16 protein-coding genes are annotated in these 15,521 nt (G+C 65.8%); 6 read left to right on the top strand and 10 right to left on the bottom strand.

The window, feature by feature from the left end; all coding sequences use genetic code 11:
- Positions 1 to 2 precede the first annotated feature (2 nt).
- The 3 genes from GGD63_RS09985 to GGD63_RS09975 are packed head-to-tail and all read left to right on the top strand — an operon-like array spanning position 3 to position 3,352.
- Complete coding sequence (locus GGD63_RS09985; RefSeq protein WP_183241292.1) at positions 3 to 689, top strand: AroM family protein; 687 nt, start codon at positions 3 to 5, stop codon at positions 687 to 689.
- On the top strand, positions 686 to 1,792 hold the full coding sequence (locus tag GGD63_RS09980; protein ID WP_183241290.1) for a DUF917 domain-containing protein: 1,107 nt from the start codon (positions 686 to 688) through the stop codon (positions 1,790 to 1,792). Before GGD63_RS09985 ends, GGD63_RS09980 begins: the two co-directional genes overlap by 4 nt.
- A gap of 6 nt (positions 1,793 to 1,798) precedes the next feature.
- Positions 1,799 to 3,352, top strand: a complete 1,554-nt coding sequence (locus tag GGD63_RS09975) for a hydantoinase/oxoprolinase N-terminal domain-containing protein (RefSeq protein ID WP_183241288.1) — start codon at positions 1,799 to 1,801, stop codon at positions 3,350 to 3,352.
- Between the two features lie 868 nt (positions 3,353 to 4,220).
- On the opposite strand, the gene GGD63_RS09970 is transcribed toward GGD63_RS09975, so the two are convergent.
- Positions 4,221 to 4,448: a hypothetical protein gene (locus GGD63_RS09970; RefSeq protein WP_183241668.1), complete on the bottom strand. Its 228-nt coding sequence runs from the start codon at positions 4,446 to 4,448 to the stop codon at positions 4,221 to 4,223.
- A gap of 301 nt (positions 4,449 to 4,749) precedes the next feature.
- Here GGD63_RS09970 and GGD63_RS09965 point away from each other — a divergent pair, with 301 nt between their 5' ends.
- Positions 4,750 to 5,184, top strand: a complete 435-nt coding sequence (locus GGD63_RS09965; protein WP_183241286.1) for a hypothetical protein — start codon at positions 4,750 to 4,752, stop codon at positions 5,182 to 5,184.
- A 110-nt stretch (positions 5,185 to 5,294) separates the two neighbouring features.
- Here GGD63_RS09965 and GGD63_RS40940 read toward each other — a convergent pair whose 3' ends face one another.
- Positions 5,295 to 5,576: a hypothetical protein gene (locus tag GGD63_RS40940; protein WP_409334050.1), complete on the bottom strand. Its 282-nt coding sequence runs from the start codon at positions 5,574 to 5,576 to the stop codon at positions 5,295 to 5,297.
- A 33-nt stretch (positions 5,577 to 5,609) separates the two neighbouring features.
- On the opposite strand from GGD63_RS40940, the gene GGD63_RS40935 reads away from it, so the two are divergent.
- Entirely contained in the window at positions 5,610 to 5,909 is a 300-nt protein-coding gene (locus GGD63_RS40935; RefSeq protein WP_409334049.1) for a hypothetical protein, read from the top strand.
- Between the two features lie 154 nt (positions 5,910 to 6,063).
- Here the strand turns inward: GGD63_RS40935 and GGD63_RS09955 are convergent, their stop codons facing one another.
- The 7 genes from GGD63_RS09955 to GGD63_RS09925 all read right to left on the bottom strand — a co-directional run bounded on the left by GGD63_RS09955 (position 6,064) and on the right by GGD63_RS09925 (position 13,572).
- The gene (locus GGD63_RS09955) at positions 6,064 to 6,294 is read right to left on the bottom strand and encodes a hypothetical protein (protein ID WP_183241283.1); all 231 of its coding nucleotides are present in this window, start codon (positions 6,292 to 6,294) and stop codon (positions 6,064 to 6,066) included.
- 361 nt (positions 6,295 to 6,655) lie between these two features.
- A complete protein-coding gene (locus GGD63_RS09950) occupies positions 6,656 to 8,152 on the bottom strand; it encodes an ABC transporter substrate-binding protein (protein WP_183241281.1) in 1,497 nt (498 codons plus the stop codon).
- A 56-nt stretch (positions 8,153 to 8,208) separates the two neighbouring features.
- Complete coding sequence (locus tag GGD63_RS09945) at positions 8,209 to 9,213, bottom strand: ABC transporter ATP-binding protein (protein ID WP_183241279.1); 1,005 nt, start codon at positions 9,211 to 9,213, stop codon at positions 8,209 to 8,211.
- Entirely contained in the window at positions 9,210 to 10,223 is a 1,014-nt protein-coding gene (locus GGD63_RS09940) for an ABC transporter ATP-binding protein (protein WP_183241278.1), read from the bottom strand. The genes GGD63_RS09945 and GGD63_RS09940 overlap by 4 nt, the downstream gene beginning before the upstream one ends.
- Positions 10,224 to 10,225: 2 nt before the next feature.
- Complete coding sequence (locus GGD63_RS09935; protein ID WP_183241276.1) at positions 10,226 to 11,119, bottom strand: ABC transporter permease; 894 nt, start codon at positions 11,117 to 11,119, stop codon at positions 10,226 to 10,228.
- Positions 11,116 to 12,066, bottom strand: coding sequence for an ABC transporter permease (locus GGD63_RS09930; protein ID WP_183241275.1), 951 nt, complete (start codon positions 12,064 to 12,066; stop codon positions 11,116 to 11,118). The genes GGD63_RS09935 and GGD63_RS09930 overlap by 4 nt, the downstream gene beginning before the upstream one ends.
- Positions 12,067 to 12,150: 84 nt before the next feature.
- On the bottom strand, positions 12,151 to 13,572 hold the full coding sequence (locus GGD63_RS09925) for an amidase (RefSeq protein ID WP_183241635.1): 1,422 nt from the start codon (positions 13,570 to 13,572) through the stop codon (positions 12,151 to 12,153).
- Positions 13,573 to 13,694: 122 nt separating this feature from the next.
- Between GGD63_RS09925 and GGD63_RS09920 the strand changes: the two genes are divergently transcribed.
- Positions 13,695 to 14,582, top strand: a complete 888-nt coding sequence (locus tag GGD63_RS09920; RefSeq protein ID WP_183241273.1) for a LysR family transcriptional regulator — start codon at positions 13,695 to 13,697, stop codon at positions 14,580 to 14,582.
- Positions 14,583 to 14,585: 3 nt separating this feature from the next.
- On the opposite strand, the gene GGD63_RS09915 is transcribed toward GGD63_RS09920, so the two are convergent.
- Positions 14,586 to 15,521 (bottom strand): carbohydrate kinase, encoded by a 936-nt coding sequence (locus GGD63_RS09915; protein WP_183241271.1) that lies wholly within the window; start codon positions 15,519 to 15,521, stop codon positions 14,586 to 14,588.

The following is a 15,521-nucleotide window of genomic DNA, read 5'->3' as shown; positions in this document are numbered from 1 at the left end:
ACATGAACATGCCATTGAAGCACCAGCGCATCGGAGTGGTCGTGATCGGCCAGAGCCCGCGCCCGACCGTCGCTGCCGAGATCGCGGCCGTGCTGTCGCCGGGCATCCAGATCGAGCTGCGCGGCGCGCTCGACGGCATGAGCCGCGCCGAGATCGACGCCATCCCGCCGATGGACGGATACGACACGCTGTTCACGCTGCTGCCGAACGGCGACGGCGTCACCATCAGCAAGAAGGAAGTCGAGCGGCGCGCGAGTCAGCAGATCACGCGCTTCAAGCACGAGGGCGTCGGCGTCACGCTGATGGCCTGCACCGGAAAATTCCCCAACCTCGCCGCCGACGGTCTCGTTATTCTTCCCTCGGCCATCCTGCATAATCTCGTCGAAGCCGTGCTGCCGAGGGGACGGCTCGGCGTGTTCTCGCCGCTGCCCGAGCAGACCGCACTGATCGACAAGAAGTGGCAGCGTGAGGGCGTCGAGGTCGTCGGCATCACGCTGCGCCCCGGCTCCAGCGACGCCGTGGTCGACGAGGCCGCGCTCACGATGGCGGACCTCGAGCCCGATCTCGTGGTGATGGACTGCATCAGCTACACCAGCGCCAACAAGGCGCGCGTGCGCAAGGCCTATCCGGGCCCCGTGATCCTCGGCATCGCTGCCGCGGCCCGCATCGTCGAGGAGCTGGTATCGTGAGCAAAGTGGAATTGAAGACGATCAGCCTCGAGGAGATCGAGGCACTCGCGGTCGGCGCCTGGATTCTCGGCACCGGCGGCGGCGGCAGCCCCTATCTCGGCCTGCTCAATCTGCGCCGGCTCTATGCCGAAGGCCATCGCGTGCAGTTGATGTCGCCGCTCGACCTCGACGACGAGGACTGGGTCGCGGTGGTCTCCAACATGGGCGCGCCGCTGGTCGGACAGGAGCGCCTTGCCGACAGCCGCAACATCGCGCGCGCCGTGCGCATGCAGGAAGAGGTCAACAGCATCAAGTTCCGCGCCGTGATGTCAGTGGAGATCGGCGGCGGCAATGGCGTGCAGGCGCTGATGGCGGCCGCGCATCTCGGCATTCCCGTGGTCGATGCCGACTGCATGGGCCGCGCCTTCCCCGAGGCACAGATGACCTCGGTCGCGATCGGGGACTTACGCCCCTACCCTTGCACGCTCTACGATCCCCGCGGCATCGAGGCCGTGGTGACGAAGGTGCCGAGCTGGAAATGGATGGAGCGGGCGAGCCGCAAGATCTGCGTCGAGATGGGCTCGATCGCCTCGACCAGCAAGGCGCCGCGCACCGGGCGCGAGGTCAAGGACTGGGGCATCCACTTCACCACCACCAAGGCGATCCGCATCGGCCGCGCCGTGCAGGAGGCGAACCGCCGTCACGACGACCCGATCGCCGCGCTGCTCGCGACGGAAGGCGGCAAGAAGCTGTTCACGGGCAAGATCGTCGATGTCGCCCGGCGCACAACGGAAGGATTTTTGCGCGGCACCGCCATGGTCGACGGCAGCGATGGCGATCGCGGCACCAGGCTCAAACTCTCGTTCCAGAACGAATGGATCGTGGCCTGGCGCGACGAGGAAGCGATCGCGACGTCGCCCGACCTGATCTGCGTGCTCGACAGCGTCAACGGCCACGGCATCGGCACCGAGACCATCCGCTACGGCCAGCGCGTCACCGTGGTCGCCCTGCCGGCACCGCCGGTGCTGACGAGTGCGCGCGGTCTCGAATTCGTCGGCCCGCGCGCCTTCGGCTACGACCTCGACTTCCGTTCCCTCTTCTCGCCCGCAGCAGTCGGAGCTTAAGATCCCATGAAGCGAATTGGCATCGATGTCGGCGGCACCAACACGGACGCCGTGCTGATCGTCGACGAGAAGGTCGTTCATTCCGTCAAGCGGCCGACCACGGCCGACGTCACCTCGGGCATCCTCGACGCGCTGAAGGCGCTGCGCGCCGAGCCGTCCGCCGCGGTGAAGGTCGACGCAGTCGTGATCGGCACCACGCATTTCATTAACGCCGTGGTGCAGCGCCGCCACGTGCAGAAGATCGGCGCGATCCGCATCGGCATGCCCGCAAGCGCCTCGCTGCCGCCGTTCTGTGACTGGCCGACCGATCTCGCATCCCTCGTCAACGGCGAGATCTTCATGCTGGAAGGCGGTCACGATTACGACGGCCGTCCGTTCATGCCGCTCGACACAGCCGGCCTCAAGGACGCCGCGCGGAAGATCAAGGACAAGGGCCTGCGCTCGGTCGCGGTGTGCTCGAGCTTCTCCCCGCTCGATCCTTCCTGCGAGACGACGGCGCGAGAAATCCTCGCCGACATCTGCCCCGACGTCGCGGTGACGCTGTCGCACGATCTCGGCCGCATCGGCCTGCTCGAGCGCGAGAACGCAGCGCTGCTCAATGCCTCCCTGCACGACCTCGCCGTCACCACGGTCGCGGCGTTCCGCAAGGCGATCGCCGACAGCGGCATCGATGCGCCGCTGTTCCTGACCCAGAACGACGGCACGGTGATGCAGGCCGAGATCGCCACCGCCTTCCCGGTGATGAGCTTTGCCTCCGGCGCCACCAACTCAATGCGCGGCGCCGCGCATCTGTCCGGTCTCGACGACGCCATGGTCGTCGATGTCGGCGGCACCACCAGCGACATCGGCCAGCTGCGTCACGGCTTTCCGCGCGAAGCCAATGCGGTCGTCGAAGTCGGCGGCGTGCGCACGCTGTTCCGGATGCCCGATCTGCTCTCGATCGGGCTCGGCGGCGGCAGCCATGTCGACGAGGACCCGGTGCGCGTCGGCCCGCTCAGCGTCGGCTATCGCCTGACATCGGACGCGCTGGTGTTCGGCGGCTCGCGCCTCACCGCCACCGATATTGCGGTGGCCGCCGGTCTCATCGACATCGGCGACCGCTCGCGCGTCGCAAACTTGCCGAAGCGGCTGATCGATGCCGCGCTACGCCATGCCTGGCGCAAGCTCGAGGAGGACGTCGACCGCATGAAGACGGAGGCCGGCGACGTGCCGCTGCTCGCGGTCGGCGGCGGCGCCTTCCTGGTGCCGGATCGCCTGCCCGGCATCTCCGAGATCGTGCGCGTGCCGCACGGCGACTGCGCCAATGCGGTCGGCGCCGCGATCGCGCAGGTCTCCGGCGAAGCCGACCAGGTGTTCCGCGATCTCAGCCGCGAGGATGCCATCGCCGCCGCGCGCGATATCGCGGCCGACCGTGCCGTGCAAGCGGGTGCCGCGCGCGACAGCCTCAAGACCATCGATGTCGAGGACATGCCGATCGCGTATCTGCCCGGCAATGCGCTGCGCGTGCGCGTGCGCGTTGCAGGCGCGATTGCCGACCCGGATCTGCCGGCGGCGGCGTAGCCGAGTCATCCCCAACAAACAAAACGCAAAAACAACCCCATGCACAGTAGCCGGCGATAACACAATCAACGGCTTACGCGGGCGGCCGGCGAAGTGGTTTGACTCGTCGGGCAAAACAGGGGCATAATGCGATTATTCCGAAATCGTCGCGTACCCTCTTCCTTCTCCCCTTGCGGGAGAAGGTGGCATAGGCGGCCTTCGGCCGCCGTTCTTAAGAACGCCGAAGCGCAGCTTCGGCTATGGCGCCGGATGAGGGGTTCTCTCCGCGGGCAAAGCTGCCCGAGATTGAGAGAGGGCCATCCGCGGAGGCGGACCCCTCACCCAAGTGAGCCCGCGTCTACCGGCGTCGCTGCCCTCTCCCGCAAGGGGCGAGGGCACAGTGACGGGCCACGCACCTCTTTATCGAGCCTGCGCGCAGCCGTGCGCCTCGTGGCCGTCGGAAGGCGTCAGATGTCGATTGGGTGGCAAACACCACCCGTAAATTTCCCAAGTGCCGGCCTATCGTCCTCTTGATTAAGTGGTGCAGTCGAGCACCGCGATGAAAGCACCGAAGCCAAAGCAATGGGCTGAGCAGGAAGTCCGCCGATTGATCACGCTTGCCCGGCAGCAAGTTGGTGTATCGAAGATAGCCGCCGAATTGGGCCGTCACGCCGGGTCGGTGCGACGAATGGCGCGGAGCATGGGAATACTGTTGAAGAAGTAGCCGTCCTTGGCAGAACGTTGCCTGATAAACGAGGAGAACGGGTTGTGCCGGAAGGGCCCCTGGCCTGGCTTGGGTAACAGCCGGGCCGGCATTCCCATTCCAATGTGCCGCAATCGGCGGTAATCGGCACGCTTCCAGTCAGGCACACAGAAGCAACAAACTATTCTATCTTGCACTCGCCCCTGCGAGGGCCGCGGTCGGTTGTGTGATACTGCGCTCTTCGTGAAGCGGCGAGCCAACTTGGCAAAGTTCGAAATCATCGAGCGACGCATCGTTGGCCAAATGCTCCCAATACTCAGCTTCGGCGAGCAGCTTCCAACTTCGATCAGGATGATGCGCGGCGGTCTGACGGCACAGCGATGCCATCGCGCGCAGGCGACTCGCAGTATCCATTCACTCCTCCCAATTATTTTTGTTTTTTGCACCTTATTTTCTTTTTTTGCGACGGAGTCATTATGATTATGACGCAGAACTAATTTTCACTTTCCGGACGTGATTCGAGTTCGTTACGACTTCAAATCGTTCGAGCACAACTGGTGCAATCCAGTGACGTTTAACGCAGCCACCGCGAGCGACACGAGACCGCGGCAGCTGGCTTCGGGATATGTGGCGTGTTTTCGAGTTGGTTGATCTGGATCAAGCCGACCGAAGCCTGATTCAAAAGGATTGATCAGGCAACGTGCAGGGGGGTGGCATGAAACGCTGGATGGGGCTCGTCATCGCAGCACTCATGATCGCCGGATCGCGATCGAGCGATGCCGCCGTACGGATCACGGATGATCGCGGCGGATTGATCGGGAAGTACATATACAAGTACGAACGGCTGCGCGCTTCAGGCCAAAGCGTCATCATCGATGGATTCTGCGCGTCGGCTTGCACGATTGTCCTGGCGACCCTGCCCTCGACAAGGATCTGCGTGACTTCGCGGGCAGAGCTAGCGTTTCACGCCGCATGGGATATTGGTCGTCGCGGACGGGCTGTCACGAACGCCGGCGCAACGCGTATGATGTATCACATGTACCCCGCACCGGTGCGACGCTGGATCGCCGGTCGCGGCGGCTTGACGCCCCGGACCATATTCCTCCGCGGGAACCGGCTGCAGGGGATGTATCGCTCATGCCCAACCTGAGGCCGCGAGAGAAGAAAGCTCTCGAGACGTTCGATCCGGACTAATCGGCGGCGAGAAAGCTGAGCAGGCGGCGGCCCTCGGTCACCGCCGTCCGCGCTCACTTGGTCTTCTCAATACTGATACGGATATTGATTCGGACAAACGTAGTTGCCGTACGAGTTGTAGTAGCAGCCGCTGTTGTAATTGTTATTGTAGTAACCGTAGGCTCCGTAGGCCGCGGCGGCGCCCACCGCGGCAGCACCATAGCCCGGACGGTAGTAGCGGCCGCCGTAGCCCGGATAGCCGGCAACCGGACGGCCCGGGCGACCAGCCACCGGGCGCCCCGGATAGCCGGGTCGACCTGCAATCGGGCGGCCTGCTATCGGATGCGACGGCCGAGGTCCTCCGGCCACGTGATAGCCGCGACCGCCGTGGATGCGTCCGGCATGAACGGCGCCGCCCCGAACATGGGCAGCACGCATGCCACCGCCGTGAAAGCCACCGGCGCGCATGCCGCCGCCATGAAAGCCGCCACCTCCACCACGGCGAGCAAACGCGTCATCGGGCACCAGGCTGGCAGCAACGAGGACGGCTGCCGCGAAACCAATCAGACCATAACGAACCATGGGCTCCCTCCTGATGGTGAGGCGCCATCGATCCGCTGGCTTTTCGCGAGTAATGCCCGCGCCAACGGCGACGGCACCCGCGCATGCATTTGGCATTTCGTCGTCTCGTGCTTGATCTAAATCAAGCGGCCAGCGCGCAGCGAAGAATTGATCACGCAAGTTCCCAACAGGAACCGGAAGCATCTGACCGGAAAAATCCGCGGACGGCGCGGGGCCGCCGGACGAAGGGTTGTCTCCGCGAATTCAACTCGCGAAATTCGCGCACTGCGCTGCTTCATTTGTCCTTGGGGCGTTGCGGCTTTTCCCTTCTAGTCGCCTGCGGGGTTCGGCTCGTGGGGGCCTCAAACACCGCAATACGGCGATCGAGTTGCCATAGCTCGACGTCGTTGACATCGACCAATTGCGCGGCACGTTCTCGTGCTTCCTGCTCGTCGGCACACTGCAATTTGGCCACGCTGATAACGTGGCGGTGCTGATCCAAAAGATAAGCTCGGTAGTGAGCCATCCCCACGTCTCCCAACCGGCCGCTTCTAACTGTTGGGAATTGGAACGGAGCGGACCTCTTCCGTCTGTGCGAAAAGCGACAAACGGATGCTGTTTTGCGCGCGAGTGTGGGAATTGGGATACAGGCGCGCAGGGCTATCGCGTATGAAGAGGAGAGTTGCGGATAGCTCGCCCACAACGCATCCTTCGAGACGCCCGCCGATGGCGGGCCCTCAGGATGAGGGCGGAGAGCGCGGCGGCAATTTCAACGGGCACTGACGCTGATTAGCCTCATCCTGAGGAGGCGCGTAAGCGCCGTCTCGAAGGACGAGGCGTGCGCAGGCCGCAGCAACGAGTCATATGCACCGCACTCTCGCCGCCCCCTACTCCCAATACCAGGTCGAGAAATCGTTCTCGTATTGCGGGACGTCCTTCCAGATGCCCTTCAGCTTCTTGGCTGTGATGGTGATGAGCTGCGGCTGGTAGAGGTAGGCGGAGACGGCGTCGGTGGCCAGCATGCGCTGGGCGTCGCCGAGCAGCTTTGCGCGGGCCGCCTCGTCCGGGGTCGAGACGATCTGCTTGTAGAGTGCGTTGAACTTCTCGTTGTTGTAGCCGAGATAGTAGTCGGGCTCGGTGATCTTGACGAGGTCGAACGGCTCGACATGGCTGACGATGGTAAGGTCAAAATTATGCGGACCGTTGCCGGCGAACACCTGCGACAGCCACTGCGCCCATTCGACGTTCTCGATCTTGGCGATGATGCCGACCTTGGCGAGCTGGGCCGCGACGATCTCGCCGCCCTGCCGCGCATAGGACGGCGGCGGCAGCTTCAGCGACAGTTCGAGCGGCGTGGTGACGCCCGCTTCCGCGAGCAGCTTCTTGGCCTTCTCGGGGTCGTAGGGGTTAATGCCGGTGGTGTCGACATAGCCGAGCGATCCCGGCACGTAGAAGCTGCCGATCGGCGTACCGAAACCGTCGACGGCGCCGTCGATCATGGCCTTGCGGTCGATCGCGGCAATGATGGCGCGGCGAACGCGGACGTCATCGAGCGGCTTCTTGCGTTGGTTGAATGCGACGATGGTCTTGGCCTTGGAGCCCCCGACCAGCACCGCAAAGCGCGGATCGGACTTAAACTGGGGCAAGGCGCGCGCCGCGGCGACGCGCGGGAATGCATCGACGTCGCCCGACAGCAGCGCCGCCACCTGCGCGGCGGGATCGGAGATGAAGCGGATCGTCACCTTCGAAAGTTTGATCGCCGCGGCGTTGCGATAGTCGGCCCATTTGGTCAGGGTGATCGAGGAGCCCTTGGCCCAGCCCCCTAACTGATAAGGCCCGGTGCCGACGGGCTGCGTGACGTTGGTGGCTGCGCTCTTCGGCTCGACGATCGAGCCGCTCGCCTGCCCAAGGAGGAACGGCAGGTTCGGCTCGGAATACTTCACTGTGATCACGACGGTGTCGGCGTCGGGCGTCTCGACCTTCTCGAAAGCCTGGAACAGGCTCTTGTCCTTGTTGGTGCTGGTCGGCACCGCATTGCGCTCGAACGAGAACTTCACCGCAGCGGAGTCGAACGGCTCACCGTTCTGGAATTTGACGCCCTTGCGCAGCTTGAAGGTGTAGGTCTTCAGGTCGGACGAAGCGGTCCAGCTCTCGGCCAGCAGCGGCGAGACCGAGCCGTCCTCGTTGATCTTGGTCAGCGTCTCGTAGATGTTGTAGAGTGTGACCTCGGCAATCGCAGCCGCGGCGGCATTGGTGGGATCGAGCCCCGGCGGCTCCAGCGCCATCGCCATGACGACGCTGTCCTTCTTGCTCTGCGCCTGGACCGGCAGCGGCGCTGCAACGAGCGCGGCGGCAAATGCGACGATCGATAGTTTCCTGAACATCTCGTAACTCCCCAGCCTGCTGTCTTCGTAAGCCTACGCCAATCCTGCTCCGGACACTAACCTTCCATGGCGGCTAGCGGCAACGCCATCACGGCCTCCGCCTTGTGACAGGCGGCAAGGTGCCCCTCGCCCACCGTGCGTAGCTCAGGCAGGACCTCGCGGCAATGCTGGTCCGCAAGCGGACAACGCGCCACATAGGGACACCCGCTGGCTGCCGCCGATTGCGAGGCGATCGCCTGGGCCCCGCGCCGGCGCCGGCCGCCGCCGGCGCGCGCCCGCGGCACGGCGTCCAGCAGCGCCCTTGTATAGGGATGGGCACAATGCTCGAACAGGTCCGCCGGGCGTCCCTGCTCGACGATACGGCCGAGATACATCACCGCGACCTCGTCGCAGAGATAGTCGACGACGGCGAGATCATGGCTGATCAGGATGTAGCTGAGGCCGAACTGCTCCTGGAGGTCCTGCATCAGGTTGAGCACCTGCGCCTGCACGGAGACGTCGAGCGCGGAGACCGGCTCGTCGGCGACGATCAGCTTCGGCTGGGTGATCAGCGCCCGCGCGATCGCGATACGCTGGCGCTGGCCGCCGGAAAACTCATGCGGATATTTGTCCATGTCGGCATCGCGCAGGCCGACCTGGCGCAGCACGGCGGCGACGCGGTCGCGGAAGGTGGTGCGGTCGGCGCCTTCCAGCACGGTCAGCGGCTCGGCCACGATGCGCGCGATGGTCTGGCGCGGATCGAGCGAGCCGTAGGGGTCCTGGAACACCATCTGGAAATCGCGCCGGGCTCGGCGCAACTCGTCGGGGGAGATGCGGTTGAGATCGCGTCCGAGCAGCGCGACCTGCCCCGAGGTCGGCCGCTCCAGCGCCATCACGACGCGCGCAAAAGTGGACTTTCCCGAACCGGACTCGCCGACGATGCCGAGGCTCTTGCCGGCCGCGACCGTCACGCTGACGCCATTGAGCGCGCGCACCTGCCCGGGCGGACGAAACAGGCTCTCGCGCGGCAGCGTGTAGCGCTGCTCGAGATCCTTCACATCAAGAAGCGGCGCCGTGCTCATGCGGACAGCGCTCCGACATTCGCAGCCATCGAGACATCCGTTCGGATGCAGCGCACGAAATGGCCGGGCCCGACGTCGACCATCGGCGGCAGCGCGGCGCGGCACGCATCGATCACGAGCGGACATCGTTCCGAGAACGTGCAGCCGGCCGGAAGGTCCGCGAGCTCCGGCACCGTGCCCGAGATCGTCTTCAGCCGCGTCCCCTTGCGCGCGCCGAGCTTCGGCCGGGCGCGGAACAGGCCCTGCGTATAGGGATGGCCCATGCGGCGGAACACCTCGTCGGTCGGCCCGCTCTCGACCACGGTGCCGCCATACATCACCATCATGCGCTGGACGTTCTCGGCGATGACGCCGAGATCGTGCGAGATCAGGATCATCGACATGCCACGCTCCTCGACGAGATCGGCGATGAGGTCGAGGATCTGGCCCTGAATGGTGACGTCGAGCGCAGTGGTCGGCTCGTCCGCGATCAAGAGATCCGGCTCGCAGGCGAGCGCCATGGCAATGGTGATGCGCTGGCGCTGGCCGCCGGAGAACTGGTGCGGATAGGCATCGACACGCCGCGCCGGGTCGGGCAGCCCGACGCGGTCGAGCAAGGCGATCGTCTCTTTGCGCGCCTGCGCCGCCGAGTATTTCTTGTGACGCCGCAGCGGCTCGGCGACCTGGTTGCCAATCGTGTGCATCGGATTGAGCGCGGTCATCGGCTCCTGGAAGATCATGCTGATGCGGTTGCCGCGCAGGCGGCAGTAGTCGGAATCCGGCAAGCCGGCGAGCTCGTTGCCGTCGAGCTTGATGCTGCCCGAGACCACGGCGCTATCCGGCAACAGGCCCATCAGCGACATTGCGGTAACCGACTTGCCGCAGCCGGACTCGCCGACGAGCCCGAGCGTCTCGCCGCGCTTGAGGGAGAAGCTGACGCCGCGCACGGCCTGCGCCGGCCCGCGGCTGGTGTTGAGGCGGACGCCGAGATTTTCGACCTCGATCAGCGGCATGTCGGAGCGCTCAGCCATCGTCATCGCTCCCGCGCCAGACGGGGATCGAGCAGGTCGCGCAATCCGTCGCCGAGCAGATTGAGGCCGAGCACGGCGACGGCAATCGCCGCGCCCGGATAGACCGCGAGCATCGGCGACTGGAACAGCAGCGTCTGCGCGTCGTTCAGCATCCGGCCCCAGGACGGCTGCGGCGGCTGGGTGCCGAGGCCGAGATAGGACAAGGCGGCCTCCGCGAGAATGGCGAGCGCAAACTGGATGGTCACCTGCACGATCAGGATCGACAGGATGTTGGGCAGCACGTGCTCGATGGTGATGCGGAATTTTCCTTTCCCCGAGGCGCGCGCCGCCAGCACGAATTCGCGCGCCCAGATCGCGTTGGCCGAGCCGCGCGTCAGCCGGGTCAATGTCGGGATCTGAAAGATGCCGATTGCGACGATCGAGGTCACCATGCCGGGTCCGACGACCGCGGCGAGCATGATCGCGGACAGCACGGCCGGAAAGGCGAAGGTGAAATCGGAGAAGCGCATGATGATCTCTTCGGTCCAGCTCCGCCTGGCCGAGGCGATCAGGCCGAGGCAGACGCCGAAGGTGAGACCGATGCTGACCGCGATGATGCCGACCATGATGGTGGAGCGGGCGCCGGCGAGCAGCAGCGAGACGATATCGCGGCCGAAGGAATCGGTGCCGAGCCAGTGCTCCGCCGAGGGCGGCCGGAGTTTCGAGGCGATGTCGATCTCGTAAGGCGACCACGGCGTCCACACCAGCGACAGCAGCGCCGAGGCAAGCACCAGCAGGCTGAGCGCGCCGCCCAAGACAAAACTGCGATGGCGCAGCGCGCGGCCCCAGAAGGTCTTGGCCGGCAGACGGCGCGTCGCGACGGGTGCGTTAATGGAAGTGGTCACGGGCGCGCTCACAGGTCGTGCACCTTGATGCGGGGATCGATGAAGGCATAGAGCACGTCGACGACGAAGTTGACGATGACGACCATGGTCGCCAGCAGCATCACGCAATTGCGCACCACGATCAGGTCGCGGTTGGCGATCGACTGGAAGATCAGCCGGCCGAGGCCCGGCAGATAGAACACGTTCTCGATCACGATGGTGCCGGCGAGCAGATTGGCGAATTGCAGGCCCATCACCGTCATCACGGGGATCATGGCGTTGCGCAGCACGTGGCTCCACAGCACCTCCCGCTTGCCGAGCCCCTTCGCGCGGGCGGTGCGGACGAAATCTTCGCGCAGCACTTCGAGCACGGCCGAGCGCGTGACGCGGGCGAGGATCGCCGCCTGCACCACCGCGAGCGAGATTGCCGGGAGCAGCAGCGACTTGACCCCGAGCCAGATGCCGTCCTCCCAGCCGGCGAAGCCGCCCGCCGAAAGCCATTGCAGCCGCACCGCGAACAACAGGACCAGCAGGATCGCGAACCAGAAATTCGGCAACGCGATGCCCACTTGCGTCAGCGACATCACGCCGACGTCGCCGAGCTTGTTGTGGTTGGCGGCGGTGTAGATGCCGGCCGAGAGCGCCAGCGTCACCGTGATCGCCATCGACATGATCGCGAGCGGAATGGTCAGCACCAGCCTCTCCGCGATCAGGCTGGCGACCGGCGTGCCATAGACATAGGAATTGCCGAGATCGCCAATGAGGAGGCCCTTGATCCATTGCAGGTAGCGAACCGCCAGCGGCTGGTCGAGGCCGAGCTTGACGGTGAGCGCGCGCACCGCGTCCGGCGAGGCGTCGGCGCCCATCAGCATCTGCGCGGCATTGCCCGGCAGCGCATCGAGCACCAGGAATATGATCAGCGATGCGCCGACCAGCGTCGCCAGCAGGGTCACCAGACGTCGGAGGACAAATACGCTCATGCGCGCTCGGCTTCAGGGCTCATCCGCGGCACGATCAACATGTCCGGACGGCGGAGGCAAGGGCTTTGCTGCATGCCCATTTCCTCAGCCCGGCCAACGGGACAGAAGGTCGCTCGATGCCTCGAACAGCGCGCTGACGCGCAGCAATTCGGCGTCGGCCCGGAAGCGGCCGACCAGCTGAAGCCCGATCGGCAGCCCGTCGCGGGCAAAGCCTGAGGGAAGGCTGACGGCGGGATGCCCGGTCATGTTGAACGGCATGGTCCAGGGGAACCAGTTTGGCCGGACGCTGTCGAAATGCCGGCCGTCGATCTCGATGCTGCCGAACAGATCCTGCTTGATCGGCAGCGCCGTGCGGGTGAGCGTCGGCATCGCCAAAAAGTGCCCGCGCGCAAGCAGGGATTGCACGCGACGGAACAGCGCGGTGCGCGCGAACATCGCCTCCTGGTAGTCGACGCCGCTGACCTCGGTGGCGAGCGCGAGCTGCTTGAGGAAGGCCTCGCTCAGCTCGTCGCCGTGCTCGGCCGCGAGCTTGGCAAAACGCGTGCGCCAGACGGTGTGGTTGATGGCGCGCCAGATCGGCTCGATGTCAAAGCCCTCGCCGGAGAATTCCTCGAGCTCGGCGCCCAGGCCGGCCAGCCGGTCGAGGCTCGCCTTGAAATTGGCGGCGACCTCGGCGGAGACGGGGCGGCCCGGCGGCGTCAAACAGTACAGGATTCGCAACCCGCGCAGATCGCCGCGCGGGCCGGCGGTGCCGATGAAGTCGGGCACGGGTACGCCGATCGACCAGGGATCGACAGGGTCCTCGCCGGCCATCGCCTGCATCATCAGCGCGGTGTCGGCGACGGTGCGGGTGGTCGGTGTGACATAGGTCTGGTTGCCGAAGACGTCGAGGGCCTGGCTGTGCGGTATCACGCCATTGCTCTGCTTCAGGCCGACCACGCCGTTGCAGGCGGCGGGAATACGGGTCGAGCCGCCGCCGTCGGTCCCAATCGCCAGCGGCGCGATGCCGCTCGCCACCGCCACCGCCGCGCCGCCGCTGGAGCCGCCGGAGGAGCGGCAGGCGTCCCAGGCATTGCGGGTGCGGCCGAACAGCGGCGAATCCGTCAGGCACTTGCTGCCGAATTCCGGCGTCGTGGTCTTGCCGATCAGGATCGCGCCCGCGCTGCGCAGCCGCGCCACCGCGACGGCATCCTCGGCCGGCACATTGTCCTTGTAGGGAACGGCGCCGAAAGTGGTCTTGACGCCCTTGGTGTTGACGATGTCCTTGACGGTCACGGGGATGCCGTGCAGCAGGCCGAGCGGCTCACCGGCCATCACCTTGCGCTCGGCCACGCGCGCTTGCGCCATCGCCTCGTCGCCGCAGAGCGTGATGAAGCAGTTGAGTTCGGGCTGCAGCACCTCGGCGCGGGCGAGCACGGCGCTGACGATCTCGACGGGGGAAATCTTCCTTGCGGCAATCAGGCCGCGCAGCTCGGTTGCGGACAGGAGACAGGGATCGCCGTTCATCGTCACATCACGCTCCGAAAAGCCGGCCACCGTTGGCAGGCATTGACAGCGAGAATGACAGTTTTGTTAACTCGCCGTCCAATACGATTTTGGTCGCCAACCCATACGTTTTCGGTATGCCAATGGATCTCCGCCGGCTCCGCTATTTCGTCGCCGTGGCAGAGGCGCGCAGCGTCGGCAAGGCCGCCGAGCGGCTGCGCATGGCGCAGCCGCCGCTCTCGGTACAAATCCGCAAGCTCGAGGCCGAGGTCGGCGCTCCGCTGTTCCGCCGCGGCACCCGCGGCATGGACCTGACCGAGGCGGGCCAGGCGCTGCTGGTGCGCGCCAGCGAAGCGCTGGCGCTGGCGGCCGACGGCATCGAGGCCGCGCGCGCGGTTGCCTCGGGGCGGCGCGGGCGGCTGTCGGTCGGCTACATGTTCGTGCTGGCCAATGCGATCCTGCCGCGGCTCATCCCGGAGCTGCGCCGCTCCGTTCCAGGCGTCGACCTCGAGTTCGCCGAGCTCAGCGCCTCGACGCGCGAGGCCCGGCTGCTCGACCGCAGCGTCACGGTCGCGCTGTGCATGCCGGCGATCAACCATCCCGAAATCCAGCTGGCGCGGATCGGTGCGCAGCCCTTCATGCTGGCCATGCCGATCCGCTCGCCGCTCGCCCGGCTGAGCTCCGTGCCTATGGCGAAATTGCAGGGCCGTCCGCTGATCGCACTCCCGCACCCGGACCATGGCCCCGCCTCGTCCGCGGTCGTGGCGCTGCTGCGCCGGCACCAGGTGGTGATGCCGATCGCGAGCCGGGTGGAGACGGTGCATTCGGCGATGAGCCTGGTTCTTGCAGGTGAAGGTTTTGCCATCCTGCCCGCCTGCGCGCAGCTCGGCGCGCCGCGCGGCATCGTGTTCAGGCCGCTGCGCGATGCCGCAGACTCCCTCGACATCGCGGTCTGCTGGCGGCGGGACTCGCACAGCCCGCTGATCCGCACCTTCCTCAAATGCGCCGAGAAGGTCGTGGCGGCGTTGTGACGGCTACGGGCTCCAGCCGATCTCGTGGCTCCAGGGGGGATCGGCGCCCGGACGGGTGCAGGTCAGGCCGGCGCAATTGGCGGCAAAGGACAGCGCGCGGCGGAGCTCGTCGGCATTGATGTCCTTGAGCCGCTGCCGGGCGATGCGGCCTTGCTTGTACAGGGCGAACAGCAGCGCGGCCTGAAAGCTGTCGCCGGCGCCGATGGTATCGGCGACCTCGACCTTTGGTGCTTGCACTTCAATCTGCCCTGTGGCCCCGTGCCAGGCGACGGCACCGTTGTTGCCGCGGGTGATGACGACGAGACTCGTGCCCTGCTCGAGCAATGTGCTCGCCCGCTGCTGATACGGTTCGTCGCCGAAGAGATAGGTGAAATCGACATCCGACATCTTGATGAGATCGGCGCCTCCCGCAAACTCGGCCATGCGCGCGAGATAGGCCGGCTTGTCCTTGACCAGATTGGGGCGGCAGTTCGGATCGAACGAGATCGTCGACGACGCCCGTGCGTCCGCGATCAGGGCCTTGGTCTCGGCGGCGCCCTTGTCGTTGACCAGCGTGGTGGAGCCGACATGGACGGCCTCGACCTTATCGAAGGAAATTGTCCCGCGCCGGTAGGTCCAGCTCCGCGTCGCGGTCTCGGCATCGTAGAAGGCATAATGCGACTCGCCGGCGACGATGCGGACAAAGGCGAGCGTGGTCTGGTGGTCGCTGCGGGTGGCGAGATCCAGGCCGACGTTCGAGGCGGTCGCGTGGTCTGCGATCATCCGTCCGAACAGGTCGGTCGAGATGCCGCCGACGAAGCCGGTCGGCGCGCCCAGCCGCGCCATGCCGATCGCGACATTCAGGCAGGAGCCGCCGACCGCGGGCATCACCGCCTCGCGTCCCTCAGCGTTTCGCGTCGGTACGAAATCGATTAGCGCATCGCCGCAGGCAATCAGCAT

Origin of the sequence: Bradyrhizobium sp. cir1, assembly GCF_014198245.1 — a bacterium.
Lineage (GTDB): Bacteria > Pseudomonadota > Alphaproteobacteria > Rhizobiales > Xanthobacteraceae > Bradyrhizobium.
The sequence above is the reverse complement of the archived record's forward strand: the minus strand, read 5'-3'. Positions and strand labels throughout refer to the sequence as shown.